Genomic DNA, 20,500 nt, shown 5'->3' with positions numbered 1-20,500 from the left:
AGATGAAATCAGATATCGAAATCGCACAGGAAGCTGTTTTATGGCCGATTCAGAAAGTGGCCGAGCATCTGGATATTCCGGAAGACGATCTGGAGCTTTATGGCAAATATAAAGCGAAGCTTTCCGACGAATATTTAAAATCCATCGAAGACCGCAAAGACGGAAAACTGATTTTAGTGACAGCAATCAATCCGACCCCTGCAGGGGAGGGCAAGACAACGACCAGCGTCGGACTGGGCGAGGCATTTGCAAAAATGGGCAAAAAAGCGGTGATTGCGCTGCGTGAGCCTTCTCTTGGCCCTTGTTTTGGCATTAAGGGCGGGGCAGCCGGCGGCGGTTATGCGCAGGTCGTTCCGATGGAAGACTTAAACCTGCATTTTACCGGGGATTTTCATGCGATTACTTCTGCAAATAACCTTCTGGCGGCGCTTTTAGACAACCATATCCAGCAAGGCAATGCGCTTGGGATCGACTCCAGACAGATCTTATGGAAACGCTGCGAGGATATGAACGACCGCGTGCTGAGAAATATCGTTGTCGGCCTCGGTGCAAAAGCGGACGGCGTTGTCCGGGAAGACCATTTCGTGATCACCGTCGCTTCTGAGATTATGGCGATCCTCTGCCTGGCAGATGACATGGATGATTTAAAGGCGCGTCTGGCAAAAATCGTCGTTGCCTATAACTATCAGGGAGAGCCGGTGACCGCAGCTGATTTAAAGGCGGTTGGCGCAATGGCAGCCCTGCTGAAGGACGCGTTAAAGCCCAATCTGATCCAGACGCTCGAGCATACCCCGGCGATCGTCCACGGCGGACCCTTTGCCAATATCGCACACGGCTGTAACTCTGTCCGTGCAACAAAGGCAGCCCTGAAAATGGCGGATTATACGATCACAGAGGCCGGCTTTGGTGCAGACCTCGGCGCAGAGAAGTTTTTCGATATCAAATGCCGGATGGCTGGCTTAAAGCCGGATGCAGTCGTTTTGGTTGCAACGATCCGTGCACTTAAGTATAACGGCGGCATCGCAAAGGAAGATCTGTCTGCAGAAAATCTGGACGCGCTCAAAAAGGGCATTGTCAACCTGGAGAAGCACATCGAAAACCTGCAGCAGTTTGGCGTTCCGGTGGTTGTTACCTTAAACTCCTTCTTGACCGACACTGAGGCAGAGACGAATTTTGTACAGCAGTTCTGTGAAGAAAGAGGCTGTGAGTTCGCACTGTCCAACGTCTGGGCACAGGGCGGCGAGGGCGGCATTGCGCTTGCGGAGAAAGTATTAAAGACTCTGGAAGAAAAAGAAAGTCATTTTGCTCCGCTGTACGACGAAAATCTTCCGATCAAAGAAAAGATCGGCTGCATTGCGACAAAGATTTACGGTGCGGCTTCTGTTTCCTATACCGCAGAGGCATCCAGACAGATCAGGAAGCTCGAAGAGATGGGCTTTGGAAATCTTCCGGTCTGCATGGCAAAGACACAGTATTCCCTGTCGGATAACGCAAAGCTGTTAGGACGCCCGGAAGGCTTTACGATTACGGTTCGCGACGTGTATGTATCCGCAGGCGCCGGCTTTGTGGTTGCATTGACCGGCGCGGTGATGACGATGCCCGGACTGCCGAAGGTTCCGGCTGCCGTCAATATCGATGTGGATGAGAACGGAAAGATCACAGGGCTGTTCTGATCCGTTGCCTGAAAAATAACCGAGAGAGGACCCTACAACATGGCAAAAAGAATTGACGGAAAAGCGATTGCCGCACAGATCAAGCAGGAATTAAAGGAACAGGTACAGCAGCTTGCAAAAGACAACATTACCGTAACGCTGGCGGTTATTCAGGTCGGTCAGGACCCCGCATCGTGTGTCTATGTCAGAAACAAACAGCGAACCTGTGAGGAGCTTGGAATCCACAGCCTTTCCTATGAACTGGAAGAAACGACGTCGGAGGAGAAACTGCTTTCCCTGATTCAGGAATTGAACGCCCGGGAGGACGTGGACGGCATTTTGGTGCAGCTTCCCCTGCCCGGACATATCAATGAAAAAGATGTTTTAAATGCCATCGACCCTGCAAAGGACGTCGACGGCTTCCATCCTTACAATGTCGGCGCATTGAGCTGCGGGGAAGAGGGCTTTGTCCCCGGCACTCCGGCGGGCATCATTGAGCTGTTAAAGCGCTCTGATATCCGGATCGACGGAAAAGAGTGCGTTGTGATCGGCAGAAGCAATATCGTCGGTAAACCGATCGCACAGCTGTTGCTTGCAGAAAACGGAACCGTTACAATCGCACATTCCCGTACGGTAAATTTGAAAGAGGTGACAAAGCGTGCGGATATCCTTATCGTTGCGATCGGCAAACGGCAGATGATTGATGCGGAATATGTCAAGCCCGGCGCAGCCGTGATCGATGTCGGCATTCACAGAGACGAAGCAAACCATCTCTGCGGCGACGTAGACTATGAAAGCGTATTCCCGGTCGCTTCCGCGATCACGCCGGTTCCTGGCGGCGTCGGCCCTATGACGATCGCCATGCTGATGAAAAATTGTATTGAAAGCAGGAGAAGACGCCTATGAAATGCCCCAGATGCGGCGCAGACATGAAAGAAGGACAGATGTACTGTGAGCATTGCGGCAGGGAAATCCAAATCGTCCCGGAGTTTGATCCGGCGCTGGAAACGAGCCTCCATAAAGCGCTTTCCGATGTTGGAACCCAGATCGCGGAGAAAGCTTCGGAGGATAGCAAACCGGAGACAGATGCAGGGCAAAGCACTGTGCCGGAAAAGCAGCCTTCGATGAAAAACCGCAGAAAAAAACGCTGGAAGGTGTTTGCAGGCCTTTTTGCCGCAGCAGCTCTCTGCGCGGGTGCGAGCTTGATTTTTTGGCACCACACCCCGGAATATCGGTATGAAAAGGCTGCTGCGCAGATGAAGGAGAAATCCTACGATTCTGCAGCGGAGCTTCTGGAGCTGTTGATCGAACAGGATCCCAGAAATGTGGAATACTTAAATGCGCTGTCTTCCTGCTACTATTTTGAAGGAAAACTGGAAGAGGCAAAGGAGCTTTGCCTGACGATCCTCGGTATGGATGCTTCCTGCGAAGACGCCTATCGTCGTTGTGTCGCTATTTATGAAAAACAAAACGACTATGCAGCGATCAATGCGTTGATGCAGAGCTGCCCGGATGTCCAGATCCAGAGCCGGTATTTAGATTATATGGCAAATCCGCCGGAATTCGACCTTCAAAGCGGGACTTACCGCGAAGCGCAGAATTTAAAGCTGATTGGCAATGCGGCAGGAACTATTTATTTTACAACAGACGGATCGGTGCCGGATGAAAACAGTCAGGTCTATACTTCACCAATTCCATTGAAGGACGGAGGCTATGAGATAAAGGCTTTGTTTGTAAATCATTACGGAATTGCCAGCGATATCTCTTCTGCAAACTATTACATAGATATCAGCAGGCCGGATGCACCCTATGTGACGCCGCTTCCCGGAAACTACGATAAACCCGTACGGATTGAGGTGGATGTACCGGATGGCTGCAGCGTTTACTATACAATGGATAAAACAGAACCGACCGCATCATCGACCCGCTACGAAGAGCCATTTTGGCTCCCGGTTGGATATTCCACCTTTAAATTTGTCACAATTGCTCCGGACGGTGTGACAGGCAGCGTAACGGAATGTAATTATACGTTGGACCTGCATCCGCTCCTGAGCATGGAGGCGGCATCCAACCAGCTGCTTTTGACGTTAAAAAATGCCGGAGTAGTGAATTCCCTGCAGGGAGATGTTCCGGATGGAGATGGCCGTAACCTCTATACTTTTAAGTATGCCCTCACGATCAACAATCATCATTATTATCTTTATCGGGAATATCACGAGTTAGATGGAGAAAGCAACGCGACCGGAAACGATTATGTGGTAAACTATATGTCCGGGGAATGCTACCGGGCAGAAAAACAGGAGGATAAGAGCTTCAAGCTGTACGCAATAGAGCAGCCTGAAAACGGACAGGAATAAGGATACTGTCTGCAGACTCTTAGAATATATTGTCCGATCGGACAGAAAGGTGAGAATTTATGTATCCTATTTTAGAAACGAAAAAACTCACTGCCAACATTTACTGGATGGAAGTTAAAGCAGAACGGATCGCAAAATCCTGTATGCCCGGCCAGTTTGTGATTGTGCGGACAGATGCCGACAGTGAAAGAATTCCACTGACCATTTGCGACTATAACAGAGAAAAAGGAACGATTACGATTGTATTCCAGCCGGTGGGAGCCAGCACCCATCTGATGACCTCCTTAAAGGCCGGGGATGCCTTCCACGATGTGGCAGGCCCTCTGGGATGTCCGTCCGAGCTGACAAAAGAAACAAAGGAAGCCCTGGCTGCAAAGAAAATTCTGTTCGTTGCCGGCGGCGTCGGCACAGCACCCGTTTATCCGCAGGTAAAATGGCTGCATGAGCAGGGTGTTGCAGCAGACGTTATCGTAGGCGCAAAGACGAAAGAGCTGCTGATCCTTGAGGAAGAGATGAAAGCGGTTGCAGGAAATTTATATGTGACCACCGATGACGGCTCTTATGGAAGAAGCGGCATGGTAACAAAGACCATTCAGGATCTGGTAGAGCAGGAAGGTAAGCACTATGACCTCTGCGTTGCAATCGGTCCGATGATCATGATGAAATTTGTCTGCAAGACAACAGAAGCGCTGAATATCCCGACGATCGTTTCCTTAAACCCCATCATGGTAGACGGAACCGGCATGTGTGGCGCCTGCCGTGTTACTGTAGGCGGCGAAGTGAAATTTGCCTGCGTAGACGGTCCGGAATTTGACGGACATCTGGTAAACTTTGACGAAGCGATGCAGCGTCAGCAGATCTACAAGACCCAGGAAGGCAGAGCTTATCTTGCTGCAAAGGAAAAAGACACGCATCACGGCGGATGCGGTCAGTGCGGAGGTGAAGAGTAATGGCTGATATGATGAAAAAAGTCCCGGTCAGAGAGCAGGATGCAAAAGAACGCGCATGTAATTTCGAAGAAGTATGTCTTGGCTATAATGCCGATGAAGCAGTAGCAGAAGCACAGCGCTGCTTAAACTGTAAAAATGCACACTGCGTACAGGGATGTCCGGTTTCGATCAATATCCCCGGCTTCGTGGAAAAGGTAAAAGAGGGCGATTTTGCAGCTGCTTATCAGGTTATCAGCGAATCCAGCGCACTTCCCGCTGTCTGCGGTCGTGTCTGCCCGCAGGAAAGCCAGTGTGAAGGAAAATGTATCCGTGGTATTAAGGGCGAAGCAGTGTCTATCGGCAAACTGGAGCGTTTTGTAGCGGACTGGGCAAGAGAAAACAACATCCGTCCTGTCGGCGCTGCTGAAAAGAAGGGAAAAAAGGTAGCCGTCATCGGTTCCGGCCCTGCAGGTCTGACCTGTGCAGGCGATCTGGCGAAGATGGGCTATGATGTGACCATTTTCGAGGCGCTGCATGAGGCAGGCGGTGTACTGGTATACGGTATTCCGGAATTCCGTCTTCCCAAAGAGAATGTTGTAAAGAAAGAAATCGAAAACGTACTGTCCCTCGGCGTAAAGATCGAGACAAACGTCATCGTCGGCAAATCTGTTACGATTGACGAGCTGCTCAATGAAGAGGGCTATTCTGCAGTCTTTATCGGCTCCGGTGCAGGTCTTCCTAAATTTATGGGCATCCCCGGTGAGAATGCCAACGGTGTATTTTCTGCAAACGAATATCTGACCAGAAGCAACCTGATGAAAGCGTTTCAGGCAGATTCTGCTACTCCGATCATGGAGAGCAAAAAGGTGGCAGTTGTCGGCGGCGGCAACGTTGCAATGGATGCTGCGAGAACCGCGCTGCGTCTCGGCGCGGAAGTGCATATCGTATACCGCAGAAGTGAAGAGGAGCTTCCCGCCCGTGTGGAAGAAGTACATCATGCAAAACAGGAAGGCATTATCTTTGATCTGCTGACGAATCCGGTCGAAATTCTGGAAGATGAAAAAGGTTGGGTAAAGGGCATGAAGTGCGTGCGCATGGAGTTGGGCGAGCCCGATGCTTCCGGCAGACGCCGTCCGGTAGAAATCCCCGGCTCTGAGTTTACCCTGGAATTGGATACGGTCATCATGGCTCTGGGTACCTCTCCGAACCCGCTGATTTCTTCTACAACAGAAGGTCTTGAAACCAACAAACGCAAATGTATCGTCGCTTCCGAAGAAAATGGTCAGACCAGCAAGGCTGCTGTTTTTGCAGGCGGAGATGCCGTTACCGGCGCAGCGACCGTTATTCTGGCGATGGGTGCCGGAAAAGCGGGTGCAAAAGGAATTGACGAATATCTGTCCGGCAAATAAGGAGGGCGTGTCCTATGCCTTGGTGTCCAAACTGTAAAACAGAATATCAGGACGGCTACACCGTCTGCTCCGACTGCGGCTCTACGCTTGTAGAGTCGCTGGAACAGGCAGCAGCGGAGGAAGCGGCAGAATACATCCGGGATGCTGCCGCTTCGTTCCCGGATGATACGGGATTTGAGACAGAGGAAATACAGGAAGTCCAGGAGGAGACGCTGCCGGAGGGAAAGGAGCTGCTGCACGATAAAACCCGCCACGGCGTCTATGAGGGTGCATCCGATAAGGCGGAAAATTTTAAATCCAGCGCTTATACGCTGCTGACCGCAGGTGTTATCGGCCTCGTTGCCGTAGGTTTGCTCGCATGCGATCTGCTTCCGGTCCACCTGACGCTGTTTTCCAAAGTGGCGACCTGTCTGGTGATGGGAACGATGTTCATCGCATTTATCGTGATGGGAGCAAGTTCCTACAAATCCTACAAAAAACATGCGACGCAGGCGGTAGCAGAGAGCCAGTTAAAGGAAGAGCTGGTTAAATACTGTCAGGAACGCCTGAATCGTGATCTGATCGACCAGACTGCTTCCGTTCTCGAAACAGAGAGCGACGAAACGGCATATTTTAAACGGTCAGCCGCTATGAAACAGCTGATTTCCGAAAATTTCCTGAATCTGGACGAGGAATATCTGGATCATTTCATCGATGAAATGTATGGCCAGATCTATCCGAACGAATGAAAATACGAATTCTGACCGTCGGCAAAATCAAGGAAAAATTTTACCGGGACGCGATTGCCGAATACCAGAAGCGTCTTGGTCGTTACTGCAAGCTCGAAATCGTGGAAGTGGCGGATGAAAAGACGGACGAAAATGCCAGTCCTTCCCAGATGGAGCAGGTAAAGGAAAAAGAGGGACAGCGGCTTCTTTCCCATATCCGGGACGGAGAATACTGCATCGTGCTCGCCATTGAAGGCAAAAAGCTGGATAGCGTGGCATTTTCCCAGCAGATTGACCGACTGATGGTGTCCGGCACAAGCACCATTGATTTCGTCATCGGCGGGTCCCTCGGACTGTACAAAGACGTCCTTTCCCGCGCGGATTTTCTCCTGAGCTTTTCTGATATGACCTTCCCGCATCAGCTCATGCGCGTCATTTTGCTGGAACAGGTCTACCGCGCGTTCCGGATTTCAAATAAAGAGCCGTATCATAAATAAGAAATCTGCCGTCAAATATGTTTCCGCACTGTCATTTTTTTCTACCGCGCCTCATACAATAGGGCATGAGCAAAATCAGAAAATCACCGCAAAAACAGACAGCCATACGGGCTAAGGAGGCTTTCACAGAGTCCCTGCGTCTGCCCCGGGACGTCATGCTGGGCGCGAGTATCCTGACGCTGATCGGAGATACCGAGCTTTTGGTGGAAAATTACCGGGGAATCCTGGAATATACGCAGGAGTGTATTCTTCTGCAGGGGAAGCATACCAGAATCCGGATTGAAGGGTGTTGTTTAAAAATCGTCTACTATACCAATGAAGACATGAAAATTGCCGGAAAAATTTCCGGCGTGCGGTATCTGTAGCGGAGGGAATGCCGATGATTGCCTTAATCCGGTATTGCAGGGGATATGTCAGGATCAGCGTCCGGGGTTATGCGCCGGAACGCTTCATGAATCTGTGCGCAAACCGAGCTATCGTGCTCTGGGAGCTTAACGGGCACGACGGTTTTTATACGATGTGCATCAGCCTTTCCGATTTCTTCAAAATTCGGGATATTGTCCACAAAACCAAAACAAGGGTAGCCGTTCTGGAAAAAAGAGGGCTGCCCTTTTTTCTACAGGATGTCCGGCACAGAAAAATGTTCTTGCTCGGGGTTTTTTTATGCAGTGCATTTTTAATTCTGATGTCGCAGTTCATCTGGGCGATGGAATTTGACGGCAACCGAATGATCACGGAGGAGGAGCTGAAGCGGTATCTCGAGGATGAGGGAATCCGTTACGGCACGCCGCGGCACTTTTTTTCTGCGGAAACTCTCGAAAAAGGACTTCGGGAAGCCTTTGAAGAAATCACCTGGGCGTCTGTCAGCCTCCAGGGGACGAAGCTTGTTGTAAAAATTCAGGAAGACATTCTGCCGGACACTGCTCAGAAGCAGGAGCTGTCCAAATTTGAAAATGGAGCGGATCTTGTTGCGTCCTGCTCCGGCACAGTCGTTTCAATCCTGACCAGAAGCGGCATCCCGACGGTGCGGCCGGGAGACAGCGTTTCCCGCGGCGATCTGCTGATCAGCGGACGAATTCCGGTTAAAAACGATGACGAAACTGTTCGGGAATACCTGTCAGTCGTCGCGGACGGGGACGTGATTTTAGAAACCGACTATCGGGTGCATTTATCCTGTCCTTATGCTTACCAGTATAAAAATTATACCGGAAGGGAAAAGAGCCGGAAATTCCTCGCAATCGGCAGCCTGCGGGTTCTTTTTCCTCCTATCCGGAAGAACTTTGCGCGTCAGGATATCGTAACGCAGCAAAATCGTCTATGCCTGTTCGGACAGCTCGATCTCCCTATTTTTGCGGGCAGTCAGACGCTGCGCGAGTATCTTCCGGTCGATGCACGCTACGACACGGACAGCGCAAAAAAGATTCTTTTGGATAAATTTCAAAAAATAATTGCCGCTTTGGAGGAAAAAGGGGTTCAAATTATACAAAAAGATGTTAGAATAGTAGAAAAAGCCGATATCCTCACCTTGGAGGGAAGCCTGAAGATACAGCTGCAGGGCGGCGTCTGGCAGGCGCTTTCGATTTCGGACACGGCAAAAGAACAGGAGACTGCACAGAATTAACATGGCATTTACAGAACAAACACTGGAGCTGGACAACGCGCATATCAGCAACCTTTTCGGACAGTTTGACTGTTATTTAAAGAAGCTGGAGCGTGCATTCGGCACGCAGATTATTGACCGGGACGGTACCGTCCATATCCGCGGCGAACAGTCGGCAGTTGCCCATACGGCGGCAGTTTTTACCGAACTGCAGGAGCTTGCCAGACGCGGAAATCAGATACAGGAGCAGAACGTGGATTACGCAATTGCAATGCATATGGAAAATCAGGAAAATACCTTACTTGAAATAGACGGCGATCTCATCTGCCACACCGTGAGCGGAAAACCGGTAAAGCCCAAAACGCTCGGACAAAAGCAGTATGTGGATGCGATCCGGGAAAAGATGATCGTATTCGGTCTGGGGCCTGCTGGAACAGGCAAAACCTACCTGGCGATGGCAATGGCGATTACCGCTTTTAAAAATAACGAGGTGGAGCGCATTATTCTGACCAGACCTGCGATCGAAGCAGGCGAGAAGCTCGGCTTTTTGCCCGGCGATCTGCAGAGCAAGGTCGACCCGTACCTGCGTCCGCTCTACGATGCACTCTATCAGATCATGGGCGCGGAAAGCTTCCAACGCAATATGGAAAAAGGGCTCATTGAGGTTGCGCCGCTCGCCTACATGAGAGGACGTACCCTCGACAACGCTTATATCATCCTCGACGAAGCGCAAAATACGACGCCTGCCCAAATGAAGATGTTCCTGACCCGAATCGGCTTCGGTTCCAAGGTTGTCATCACCGGCGACGCTTCGCAGAAAGACCTTGCTCCGGGAACACAGTCCGGTCTGGACGTTGCTGTGAAGGTGTTGTCCGGTCTGGACGATATCGGTTTCTGCAACCTGACAAGCCGCGATGTCGTCCGGCATCCGCTGGTTCAGAAGATTGTCAAGGCTTATGAAAACTATGAGGCAAAGCAGGCTTACCGCGAGAGCAAGGAAAGACGTCTGACGTCCGCTGCTGCCGGCAAGACGTCTGGAAAGACAAAACGCAGGACGGAAGCTCCTCTGCGCAGAAATGAAAAGGAGAGACGCTCATGACCATCTATGTCGAAAACGAAACGGATTTTACTTTTCCCTTTGACACGAAGGAATTATGCAGCCGCGTAGCGGAAGCGGTTCTGGATACAGAGGGCTGTCCCTATGAAACCGAGATTAACGTACTGATTACGGATAACGAGGGCATCCGCTTGTATAATAAAGAATACCGCAATATCGACCGGGAGACGGACGTTTTGAGCTTTCCGAACATTCCGTTTGAAACCGAAGCGGATTTTTCCATTGTCGAAGAAAACTGTTCGGATTATTTCCAGCCGGACAGCGGGGAACTGATTCTGGGTGATATCATCCTGTCAGTGGATCGGATCTGTTCCCAGGCGGAAAGCTACGGACATTCCCAGAAACGGGAGTTTGCATTCCTCGTTGCGCACAGCATGCTGCATTTGTGCGGTTATGATCACGAAACACCGGAGGAAGCGGCTGTGATGGAGCAGAAGCAGGAAACTATATTAAGCGCGCTCGGGCTGACCCGGGATTGCCTGGATGAATGAGGGTTAAGTTTCTATGGCGGCACGAAGAAAACATAAGAAAATCGATCGCACAAGTGTGCTACCAAGGCAATTGACCGGGATAGTCAAGCTTCTTGCATTCCTGCTTTGCCTTTTTGCACCCATTCGGCTGGTCAACGCGCTGGGAGACGAAGGGTGCGCAGACTTTTTTGGGGCCCTGGAGGGCTGTTTTGTCCTGTTTTCCCTATTCGGGATCGGAACGAACCGGGCGGTTTCCAACCTGATCCGTACAAGAATCGAACGCTACGGAATCGCAGGCGCAAAAAAAATTGCGGGACAGGCTCTTTTGACGGCATTTTTTGTATCCGTCGTTCTGGCACTTTTGGGCGCTGCCTTAAAAGATGTGCTGTTCGGCTCATTTTATGCGCTGCCCTTTGCAAAAATAGCGTTTTTGGCGTTATTATGTGCGCTCATTATCCTGACGCTGTTCTGGATGCTGCTCGGCATTCTGGATGCCTTTGGCAGGCGGGAAACAGCGGGCAGATGGATACTCGCATTCGGAGTACTTTTATTTTTCGCAGCACCCCTGATTGCAGCGCCTCTCGACGCATACGGTCAGAAGGTCGGCGCGCTTTTGCAGAATACGTCCTATCAGGCGGCATATGGTGCGTTCGGCGCAGCGTTTTCCGTTTTATGCGTCAGTCTTTTGTGTACGGCAGGCTGCGGGATCTCCTGGATAAAGGCTTCCCATGAGCTGCGCCAGGCAGAATACGGAAACAGCACAAATCCTGCGGCAGATCGCAGCATCGCCTTTTTCTTGTTTCGAAATGGGCTTGTGATCTGTGTTCCGGCGGCGCTTGCCGGTATCGGGCGGATCGGGCAGTCCAGTATCTATTTAAAGAGCGGCTCTGTTTCAACGTGGGGCGCGTATCTTGGAAAATATCGTCTTTTGATGACGCTTGCGCTGCTCGGCGCATTTGCCCTGGCGGCTTCCCTGCTGCCGCAGTTCCAGCTCGTCTTAAAACGCCGCAGCCTGCGTAAAAGCCGCGAAAAATGCATGGTCGCCTTTCGCTGCACTGCTCTCTATACGATTCCCTGCGCCGTTTTATTTTTAACGACGGCACAGCCGATGCTGCAGATGCTGTTTTCCAAAGGAGAGTTAAACGGTCTGTACAGTATTTTAAAAGTTCTGGCGATCACGGTGATCTTTTATGGCCTCGCCTTTATGCTTGGCAGCGTTTTGTTTGCTGCAGAGCTTTACTATAGCATCTGGATCGCAGTGCTGGTTTCCGTCCTGGTTCGGCTGGTCAGCTTTTCCGTGATGAGTTCCGCGCTGAAACTCGACCTGTATGCGGGCGCTTATTCCGATGCGCTGTCTGCATTTGTTTTGTGTCTGATTCTGCTGGGCATGGTGCGCCAGCAATTAAAAATAGCAGTCAGCTGGCTCCGTGTTTTTTTGGCGCCTCTTTTGGCAGGCATTCTGATGGCGCTTGTCTGCCTGCTGTGCAGCCAGGTGATTTTGAAAAATGCTGCCAGCCCGGTTCGGATGCTCGTTTCGGCGGTTGTCGGACTGCTCGTCTATTTTGTGTCTACCGTCGTTTTAAAGGGTGCGACCAGACGCGAACTGAGTTGCTTTGCAGCGGGAGATGTGCTGATCGAGCTTGCCAGTACGATGCGGCTGCTGTGATGGTCACTGCATAAAATAACCGAAAAGAGCTGATACTTTTTAAGAGGTGAAAATATGCGCCGTTTAAAAAGAATCAGCTTTTTTCTCTATTCCTGTCTGCTTTTTGCGGTGGGATTTTATGGACATTATAAGATCGAACAGTGGTTTTATCCCGGAAGGCAGACGATTATCAGCCAGAACGAAATTCCGTTTTTTCAGATGCAGTCTGCAACCCAGGCGGTCAGCGTACCGGATCGGTTGCGCGCAGATACGAAGCTTGTGGTAAAAAATACCGATCAGGTGTCCCGAAGGCAGACAGAAGAGATCAAATCCCTGCCGCTTCGGCTGATCGGGTGCAGCAGAAAAGAGGTGGAGGATGAAATCCGGCACTATCAGGACGCTCCGCCCCTTACCGAGCTGCAGCAGGGGCTTCTCCGGATGGAGCTGGTTTCTTTTTCCCCACAGCAGATTGTTGTTTCCAAAACATACCGAAAACTACAGCAGGCAGAAACCTTCTTTTTACAGATTGAAGAGAATCGGGTCATCGTATACGAAGAGGACAGCCGGGTTTTATATTTGCAGACCGCGATTGACGCAAGAACCCTGCCAAGCGGGGTCAGACGGCAGATTTTGAACGGCTGGCACGGCGTTTCCAAAGCAGAGCTGGAAAAATTCCTTGTGTCTCAAACCGAGACGTAGTATGATAATTACAGTTTTGCCGTTTTCCAAACGGCTGTAGGGAGGATTTGAAATCGGTTATGAGGCAGATCGGCATTATCGGCGGAGGCGCATCCGGCATGATGGCGGCGATTGCAGCTGCGAATACTTCAATAAAAGATACGGAAATTACCATACTGGAACGTCGTGACCGGATTGGCCGCAAGATACTGGCGACCGGAAACGGAAAGTGCAACCTCGGCAATACTGATTTTTCTCCGAAGCGGGATTACCGAAGCCACGACCCGTACCGGCTGCCGGAGTTCTTTGCGCGTTTCCAGACATCCGATACGATCCGCTTTTTTGAGGAACGAGGTCTTTATCTGACGGAGAAAAACGGCTACTTGTATCCCTATAGCGGACAGGCATCTGCCGTCCTTGATTTTTTCCGGGAAGAGCTGGAACGAAAAAAAGTTCGCATCGTCTGTGACTGTAGGATTCAGAAGCTCTGCATGCAAAAGAGCGGCTGGCAGGTGTTCACCGATCAGGGACAGTATCATTTCGACCGGCTGATTATATCCTGCGGGACAGCGGCGGGAATACCTCCCAAAGAAGCGCTCGGTACAGGCAGCCTGACTGCAGCGTTTGCATTCAAACAGTATCCTTACCTTCCGGCGTTGACTGCATTGCGCTGTGAAGAAAAATTTTACAAATCCATCGCAGGCGTGCGCTGCCCGGCTGCAATTACTGTAGAGATTCCCGGCAGAAAAAAGCTTTGTGAATCCGGGGAACTGCAGCTGACTGATTACGGCATTTCCGGGATTCCGGTCTTTCAGCTTTCCGCAGCCGTGTCGGAAGCGCTGCAAACGAACAAAAAGATCAGCGCCAGCATTGATTTCTTCCCGGCAGTTCCGCTTTCCAAATGGAACGAATTTTGCTGCAGACAGTATCAGGCGTGCTGCGGCAAGCATGTGAGGTTTCTGGCACAGGGCATTTTGCCGTCGAAGCTTGCACAGCTGTTTATTGAACGCAGCCCCCTAAAAGCGCAGGACATCGTAACAGCTGCCAACAAAAACACGGTATTTTCGATGCTGCAGAATATGCGCGCTTTAAAAACTGTCGTAATTGGCACAAATCCGGCGCAAAACGCGCAGGTCTGCACCGGCGGAATCTCTTTGCAGGAGGTAACAGACGACCTGGAAGCAAAGCGTTTTCCCGGTCTGTATCTGTGCGGCGAGCTGCTCGATGTGGACGGTCGCTGCGGCGGTTACAACCTCCAGTGGGCATGGACGAGCGGACAGATCGCGGGAACGGCGGCTGCGCGCGAGGAATGAAACTACCGTAGAGCTGGCAAAAACGCGGCGTGGCTAACGCAGTCACCAAATAGCCAGATACAACTTTAATCAATATGGAGAACCCTATGATTCGAATTTCCCAGCTGAAGCTCCCTGCCGGACATTCCAAAACGGAACTGTACCACAAGGCGGCAAAGGCGTTACATATAAAATCCGAACAGATTGCCAGCCTGCAGATCCGCAGGCAGTCGATCGACGCCCGCAAAAAGCCGGACATTTTCTTGATTTACGTCGTGGACATCACATTAAACGGCATTTCCGAGCAAAACTGTGTGTCCCGCAGCAAAAATAAGGACGTTTCCATCGTGACAGAGCGACCGTATCAATTTCCGAAGCCGGGGACGAAGGCGCTGCGCAGACGCCCCGTGATTATCGGAAGCGGTCCTGCAGGTCTGTTTTGCTGCTACATGCTCGCACAAAACGGCTATCGTCCGATTCTGCTGGAACGAGGAAAGGACGTGGAAGCGCGCAAAAAAGATGTCGAAGCCTTCTGGAACGGCGGACCCTTAAACCCGGAATCCAACGTTTCGTTTGGAGAGGGCGGCGCAGGCACGTTTTCAGACGGCAAATTGAACACTCTGATCAAGGATAAAGACGGACGCGGCAGACATGTCCTTTCGATTTTTGTAGAAAACGGCGCGCAGCCGGAAATTCTCTACGAAGCAAAGCCGCATATCGGAACAGATGTTCTGTCCAATGTCGTAAAACAGATGCGGAAAAAAATCATACAGCTCGGCGGAGAAGTCCGTTTTGAGAGCCGCGTAGAAACCTTCCGTGCTGAAAATGGAGCGCTGACCGGCGTTATCCTTTCGGACGGCTCTGTGATCGACACCGAGACCGCCGTGCTTGCGATCGGACACAGCGCGCGGGATACGTTTTTTAAACTGTATGAAAGCGGACTTCATATGGAAGCCAAAGCCTTTGCAGTTGGACTGCGCGTAGAGCACCCACAGGAGCTGATCAACCAGTCCCAATATGGAACACTACATCCGGATTCGTTAGGCGCTGCTCCATATAAGGTGACGGCAAGGACTTCCGGCGGCAGAGGCGTTTATTCGTTCTGCATGTGTCCTGGCGGTTATGTAGTCAACGCCAGCAGCGAGCCGGGACGCATTGCGGTAAACGGCATGAGCTACAGCGGCAGAAACGGTGCAAATGCAAACAGTGCAATCATTGTTTCCGTTACGCCTGCAGATTACGGTTCGGACGAACCGCTCGCCGGAATCGAATTTCAGCGCAGGCTGGAAGAAAAGGCATTTTCTGCCGGATGTGGGAAAATCCCGGTAGAGCGTTACGGAGATTTTTCGGATACCGCAACGATCGGACATATCCCGACGGAATTTGTCCCTGCAATCAAGGGACAGTGGACGTTTGCAGACGTAAAAAGCGTGCTGCCGGACAGCCTGTCGGAAGCGTTTATCGAAGGGATGGAGCAGTTCGGACATAGGATTCCCGGTTTTGACGATGCAAATGCAGTCGTTTCCGGCATCGAAAGCCGGACATCCTCACCGGTGCGGATTGTCCGCGATGACACACTGCAGGCAAATATCCGGGGGATCTATCCCTGCGGAGAGGGTGCAGGCTATGCAGGCGGCATTACTTCTGCGGCGATGGACGGCGTGCGGGTTGCCGAAGCAATCGCTTCCTGTTACGCTCCATTTTCCGAAATCGGCAAATGACCAAAAGAGGAGATACAGACATGGATACCAGACGAAACCTGCTGAAAAAGAAACAGAGAGTTGTCATTAAAATCGGTTCCTCTTCCCTGCAGCATACCGAAACCGGCGATATGGATTATATCCGCCTGGAGGTTCTGGTGCGGGAGCTGTGCAATCTGAAAAATCAGGGAAAGGACGTTGTGCTCGTTTCGTCCGGCGCTATCGCCCAGGGCAAAAAGGCGGTGCATCTGACGCCGGAGCAGCTGCAGGAGCATCCGATCGCAGTCAAGCAGGCATGTGCGGCGGTCGGTCAGGCACGCCTGATGATGACCTATCAGAAAATTTTTGCAGAATATAATCAGGTGACGGCGCAGATTCTGATGACGCGTCAGACAATTTCCAACGATACCAACCGCATCAATGCGCAGAACACCTTTGAAGAGCTGTTTCGGATGGGCGTCATTCCCATCGTCAATGAAAACGACACCGTCGCAACACACGAAATCGAGATTGGCGATAACGACACGCTTTCCGCCATCGTCGCTTCAATGATCGGCGCAGACCTGCTGATTCTTTTATCGGATATCGATGGGCTTTATACCGATGATCCGCGGGCAAATCCGGATGCAGAATTTATTGAAACGGTCGAGCATTTGGACGAATCCTTCCTGCGGATGGGCAAATCCACCACCGGCAGCGGCGTTGGAACCGGCGGCATGTCAACCAAGCTGACTGCTGCCACCATCGCAACCACAAGCGGAGCTGATATGGTGATTGCGAACAGCAAGGATGTCCGGATTATCCACCGGATCATCGACGGGGAGAATTATGGAACGCTGTTTCTGGCAGAAAAGCAGGATGCCTTCGATCTGCCGGATTTCGTAGAGAACCTGCACAGCTGCCGTGAGCGTGGCTGAGCAAACAGAAGCCAGAGCATTGTGTCTGCGCGCACTTGACACAAACTCGATATGCGTAAAAGACGTGCGCAGAAATGAGAGGAAAACATGACACTGGAACAGAAAATTGCCCGGATCAACGAGCTTTATAAAAAATCAAAATCATCGGAAGGTCTGACCGAAGCAGAAAAATCTGAACAGGCGTTGCTCCGGAAGGAATATATTGACAACGTCCGCCAGAATCTGCGGAATCAGTTAAATAACATCAACGTCCAGAATGAGGACGGTTCGATCGAAAACCTTGGCGAACGCTATGGATCAAAAAACGCGCAGTAACAGAGCACTCGGAAAACAGAACAGGGAACAGCTTTCGGAAGAGAGCCGTTTCCACAAAAGCAGGGAAATCGCAGAAAATCTGATGGCAACGGCTGTCTGGAAGCAGGCAAAACAGGTACTTTTGTATGCCTCCTATGGATCAGAGGTATCGACCGGACTTCTCATTGATGCTGCGCTGGCAGCAGGAAAGGAAGTTTTTCTTCCTAAGGTTCTGGGCGATCAGATGGAGTTTTTCCGAATTACAGACAGAGCAGAGCTTGCGCCCGGTTACCAGCATATTTTGGAGCCGCCCGGACAGACAAAGCGCTTTTTGCCGGATGCTTCGATTCCGACGCTTTTGACCGCTCCCGGACTTGCCTTTGATCGATCCGGCGCACGCATTGGCTACGGAAAGGGCTTTTATGACCGCTATCTTGGTAACATTCCTGCTGCCGACAGACCTTATCTTGTCGGGCTCTGCTTTTCCTGCCAGCTGTTCGAGATACTGGATGGGCAAAAACCGCATGATATCAACATGGATTTGATTGTTACAGAACGACGATAAAGGAGGGAACCTTATAGATGGCTGATCTGAAAGAAATCGGAAAACAGGCAAAAGCAGCCCGCTACATCCTTGCCGGGCTTGATACGGATACCAAGAATAAGGCGCTGTTTACAGCGGCAGAATGTCTGGAAGCGGATGCAGCAGACATTCTTGCAGAAAATGCAAAGGATCTGGAAGCCGGACGCAGCCGCGGCATGCCGGAAGGGCTGCTTGACCGGCTCTCACTGACGCAGAAGCGGATTTCTGACATGGCAGAAGGGCTTCGCCAGGTCGCTGCGCTTCCCGATCCGGTCGGAGAGATTCTGGATACCTTCACCCGTCCAAACGGTCTTGTCATCAGCAAACGCCGTGTTCCCCTCGGCGTCATCGGAATCATCTACGAATCCCGTCCCAACGTGACGGCAGATGCGTTCGGTCTGTGCTTTAAAGCCGGAAATGCCGTAATTTTGAAAGGCGGCAGCGATGCAATTTTCTCCAATCTCGCGATCGAAAAAAGCCTGCACCGTGCGCTGGCACAGTGTAACATCCCGGAGGCAGCAGTGCAGCTGATCCCATCGACTGACCGGGCAGTGACGCAGGAGATGATGCGGTTAAACGAATTTATTGATGTCTTAATTCCGCGCGGCGGGGCAGGACTGATCAAAATGGTCGTGGAAAACAGCACTGTCCCGGTCATCGAAACCGGGACTGGCAACTGTCACATTTATGTCGATGCGGACGCGGACTTCGATATGGCGATCCGTATTATTTTAAATGCCAAAACACAGCGCGTCGGCGTCTGCAATGCCTGCGAATCCCTTGTCATCCACGAGTCGATCTGCGATAGCTTCCTGCCAAAGCTCTATCAGGCGCTGCGGGAAAAGGACGTCGAAATCCATGCGGATGACCGCGCGTTTTTAGAGATCGACGGCTGCGTGCCTGCAACAGAAGCCGACTACGGAACAGAATATCTGGCGCTCAAGCTGTCTGTAAAGACGGTCAGCAGCCTGGAAGAAGCAATCGGGCATATCAACCGCTACAACACCGGACATTCCGAAGCAATCATCACGAACAACGAAGCGCATGCCCGGACATTTCTGGATCAGGTGGACGCCGCCTGCGTCTATGTCAACGCATCGACCCGATTTACGGACGGCTTTGAGTTTGGCTTTGGCGCAGAGATCGGCATCAGCACCCAGATGCTCCATGCGAGAGGTCCGATGGGCTTAAAGGAGCTGACCAGCTACAAATACACAATTCGCGGAAATGGACAGACTTGTAGCTAAGCAGCGTATAACGTCGGATAATATCTGGAAGACCCGTTTGCGGTATCCGGAAATGTCGTTACGCCAAAATACATCGCCGCATAAACGGCAGGCTGCTTTTATGAACAAAATGCTGCAGCCGGAAAGGAATCAATTATGAGTACCGTATTGGATAAATTTCTTCGTTATGTAAAAATTGACACGCAGTCCCAGGATGGCGCAACGACCGTCCCGAGCACAGACAAGCAGAGAAACCTCGCCTCCCTTCTGGCACAGGAGCTCAACGATATGGGCGCGCAGGATGTCGTATATGACAAAGCACACTGCTATGTGTACGCGACGATTCCCTCCAATCTTCCGGAAGGAAAAACAGCGCCTGTCATCGGCTTTATTTCCCATATGGATACGTCTCCGGCGGTTTCCGGCGAAAATGTCAATCCGAGAGTCGTTGCCTATGAAGGCGGGGATATTGTCTTAAATGCTGAAAAAAATATCGTCCTGACCGAAAAGGAAAACCCGGAGCTTGCTCATTTTGTCGGAAAGCACTTAATCGTAACCGACGGCAATACTCTGCTGGGTGCAGATGATAAGGCAGGCGTTGCGGAGATTATGACGATGGCACAGGAGCTTTTATCCAACAAAAACCTCGTACACGGCAAAATTCGCATCGGCTTTACCCCAGATGAAGAAGTCGGCTGCGGCGTAGACTTCTTCGACGTAGAGGGCTTTGGCGCAGACTATGCCTATACCGTGGACGGCGGCAATTTGGGCGAGCTGGAATACGAGAACTTCAACGCAGCCGGTGCAAAGCTCATCATCGACGGACACAGCGTCCATCCCGGCAGCGCAAAAAATAAAATGCTCAACGCGATTTTGCTGGCACAGGAGTTTCAAAACCTTCTGCCGGTACACGAAAACCCGTCTGCAACAGATGGCTATGAAGGTTTCTACCATCCGGATTCCATCACAGGAAGCGTTGATCACGTTGTAGTCGACTATATTATTCGTGACCACAACATGGAAAAATTCGAACAGAAGAAGCGCTTCTTTTTACAGTGCGCGGACTTTTTAAATGCGAAATACGGCAAAAAACTCTTTACGGTGGATTTAAAGGACAGCTATTATAACATGAAGGAAAAGATTCTGCCGGAAAACGCACATTTGATCGACAATGCGGTGCGCGCGATGGAAGAAGCAGGCGTAACACCCACCATCGTACCGATCCGCGGCGGAACAGACGGCGCGCGCCTGTCCTTTATGGGACTTCCCTGCCCGAACCTGTGCACCGGCGGCTTAAACTATCACGGACGCTATGAGTACGCCTGCGTGGAATCCCTTGAGAGCTGCGTGGAAATTTTGAAAAATATCGCTGCACTGTACGCAGAGTGAGATTACCACAATATAAAGAACGGAAAGGAAACACAACT

The 20,500-nt window shown here is 51.2% G+C and carries 20 protein-coding genes; all 20 read left to right on the top strand.

What is annotated here, in order from left to right:
- Window positions 1–2 precede the first annotated feature (2 nt).
- The gene (locus tag OCV62_RS01235; protein ID WP_117959717.1) at window positions 3–1,673 is read left to right on the top strand and encodes a formate--tetrahydrofolate ligase; all 1,671 of its coding nucleotides are present in this window, start codon (window positions 3–5) and stop codon (window positions 1,671–1,673) included.
- A 39-nt stretch (window positions 1,674–1,712) separates the two neighbouring features.
- Window positions 1,713–2,558: a bifunctional methylenetetrahydrofolate dehydrogenase/methenyltetrahydrofolate cyclohydrolase FolD gene (gene folD / locus OCV62_RS01230; protein ID WP_262584753.1), complete on the top strand. Its 846-nt coding sequence runs from the start codon at window positions 1,713–1,715 to the stop codon at window positions 2,556–2,558.
- Complete coding sequence (locus tag OCV62_RS01225; RefSeq protein ID WP_021916422.1) at window positions 2,555–4,009, top strand: chitobiase/beta-hexosaminidase C-terminal domain-containing protein; 1,455 nt, start codon at window positions 2,555–2,557, stop codon at window positions 4,007–4,009. Before folD ends, OCV62_RS01225 begins: the two co-directional genes overlap by 4 nt.
- A gap of 59 nt (window positions 4,010–4,068) precedes the next feature.
- Entirely contained in the window at window positions 4,069–4,959 is an 891-nt protein-coding gene (locus OCV62_RS01220; RefSeq protein WP_118495564.1) for a sulfide/dihydroorotate dehydrogenase-like FAD/NAD-binding protein, read from the top strand.
- The gene (gene gltA, locus OCV62_RS01215; RefSeq protein WP_021916424.1) at window positions 4,959–6,347 is read left to right on the top strand and encodes an NADPH-dependent glutamate synthase; all 1,389 of its coding nucleotides are present in this window, start codon (window positions 4,959–4,961) and stop codon (window positions 6,345–6,347) included. Before OCV62_RS01220 ends, gltA begins: the two co-directional genes overlap by 1 nt.
- Window positions 6,348–6,361: 14 nt before the next feature.
- A complete protein-coding gene (locus OCV62_RS01210) occupies window positions 6,362–7,075 on the top strand; it encodes a hypothetical protein (protein WP_262584752.1) in 714 nt (237 codons plus the stop codon).
- Window positions 7,072–7,551 carry a 23S rRNA (pseudouridine(1915)-N(3))-methyltransferase RlmH gene (gene rlmH, locus OCV62_RS01205; RefSeq protein ID WP_021916426.1) on the top strand — a complete coding sequence of 160 codons (480 nt, stop codon included), beginning with the start codon at window positions 7,072–7,074 and terminating at the stop codon, window positions 7,549–7,551. The genes OCV62_RS01210 and rlmH overlap by 4 nt, the downstream gene beginning before the upstream one ends.
- A 155-nt stretch (window positions 7,552–7,706) precedes the next feature.
- On the top strand, window positions 7,707–7,916 hold the full coding sequence (locus OCV62_RS01200; RefSeq protein ID WP_262584750.1) for a YabP/YqfC family sporulation protein: 210 nt from the start codon (window positions 7,707–7,709) through the stop codon (window positions 7,914–7,916).
- Window positions 7,917–7,930: 14 nt separating this feature from the next.
- Window positions 7,931–9,172, top strand: coding sequence for a sporulation protein YqfD (locus OCV62_RS01195; protein WP_262584749.1), 1,242 nt, complete (start codon window positions 7,931–7,933; stop codon window positions 9,170–9,172).
- Window position 9,173: 1 nt separating this feature from the next.
- Window positions 9,174–10,250: a PhoH family protein gene (locus OCV62_RS01190; protein WP_262584748.1), complete on the top strand. Its 1,077-nt coding sequence runs from the start codon at window positions 9,174–9,176 to the stop codon at window positions 10,248–10,250.
- Window positions 10,247–10,759: an rRNA maturation RNase YbeY gene (gene ybeY, locus OCV62_RS01185; protein WP_262584747.1), complete on the top strand. Its 513-nt coding sequence runs from the start codon at window positions 10,247–10,249 to the stop codon at window positions 10,757–10,759. Before OCV62_RS01190 ends, ybeY begins: the two co-directional genes overlap by 4 nt.
- 70 nt (window positions 10,760–10,829) lie before the next feature.
- The gene (locus OCV62_RS01180) at window positions 10,830–12,404 is read left to right on the top strand and encodes an oligosaccharide flippase family protein (RefSeq protein ID WP_262584746.1); all 1,575 of its coding nucleotides are present in this window, start codon (window positions 10,830–10,832) and stop codon (window positions 12,402–12,404) included.
- A gap of 54 nt (window positions 12,405–12,458) precedes the next feature.
- Window positions 12,459–13,082 carry a hypothetical protein gene (locus OCV62_RS01175; protein WP_117959727.1) on the top strand — a complete coding sequence of 208 codons (624 nt, stop codon included), beginning with the start codon at window positions 12,459–12,461 and terminating at the stop codon, window positions 13,080–13,082.
- Window positions 13,083–13,141: 59 nt separating this feature from the next.
- Complete coding sequence (locus OCV62_RS01170) at window positions 13,142–14,374, top strand: aminoacetone oxidase family FAD-binding enzyme (protein WP_262584744.1); 1,233 nt, start codon at window positions 13,142–13,144, stop codon at window positions 14,372–14,374.
- An 86-nt stretch (window positions 14,375–14,460) separates the two neighbouring features.
- Window positions 14,461–16,074: an NAD(P)/FAD-dependent oxidoreductase gene (locus tag OCV62_RS01165; RefSeq protein ID WP_262584873.1), complete on the top strand. Its 1,614-nt coding sequence runs from the start codon at window positions 14,461–14,463 to the stop codon at window positions 16,072–16,074.
- Between the two features lie 20 nt (window positions 16,075–16,094).
- Complete coding sequence (gene proB, locus OCV62_RS01160) at window positions 16,095–16,970, top strand: glutamate 5-kinase (protein WP_262584743.1); 876 nt, start codon at window positions 16,095–16,097, stop codon at window positions 16,968–16,970.
- 87 nt (window positions 16,971–17,057) lie between these two features.
- Window positions 17,058–17,285, top strand: coding sequence for a DUF896 domain-containing protein (locus OCV62_RS01155; RefSeq protein WP_118495555.1), 228 nt, complete (start codon window positions 17,058–17,060; stop codon window positions 17,283–17,285).
- Window positions 17,263–17,829, top strand: a complete 567-nt coding sequence (locus tag OCV62_RS01150; protein ID WP_262584741.1) for a 5-formyltetrahydrofolate cyclo-ligase — start codon at window positions 17,263–17,265, stop codon at window positions 17,827–17,829. The genes OCV62_RS01155 and OCV62_RS01150 overlap by 23 nt, the downstream gene beginning before the upstream one ends.
- A 17-nt stretch (window positions 17,830–17,846) precedes the next feature.
- Window positions 17,847–19,094 (top strand): glutamate-5-semialdehyde dehydrogenase, encoded by a 1,248-nt coding sequence (locus tag OCV62_RS01145; RefSeq protein WP_262584739.1) that lies wholly within the window; start codon window positions 17,847–17,849, stop codon window positions 19,092–19,094.
- Window positions 19,095–19,229: 135 nt separating this feature from the next.
- Window positions 19,230–20,462 carry a peptidase T gene (gene pepT / locus OCV62_RS01140; RefSeq protein WP_262584737.1) on the top strand — a complete coding sequence of 411 codons (1,233 nt, stop codon included), beginning with the start codon at window positions 19,230–19,232 and terminating at the stop codon, window positions 20,460–20,462.
- The last annotated feature ends 38 nt before the right edge of the window (window positions 20,463–20,500 follow it).

The sequence above is a fragment of the Gallintestinimicrobium propionicum genome (assembly GCF_025567525.1).
Lineage (GTDB): Bacteria > Bacillota > Clostridia > Lachnospirales > Lachnospiraceae > Gallintestinimicrobium > Gallintestinimicrobium propionicum.
Note: the sequence above shows the minus strand (reverse complement) of the source record. Positions and strands in the feature narration are given on the sequence as shown.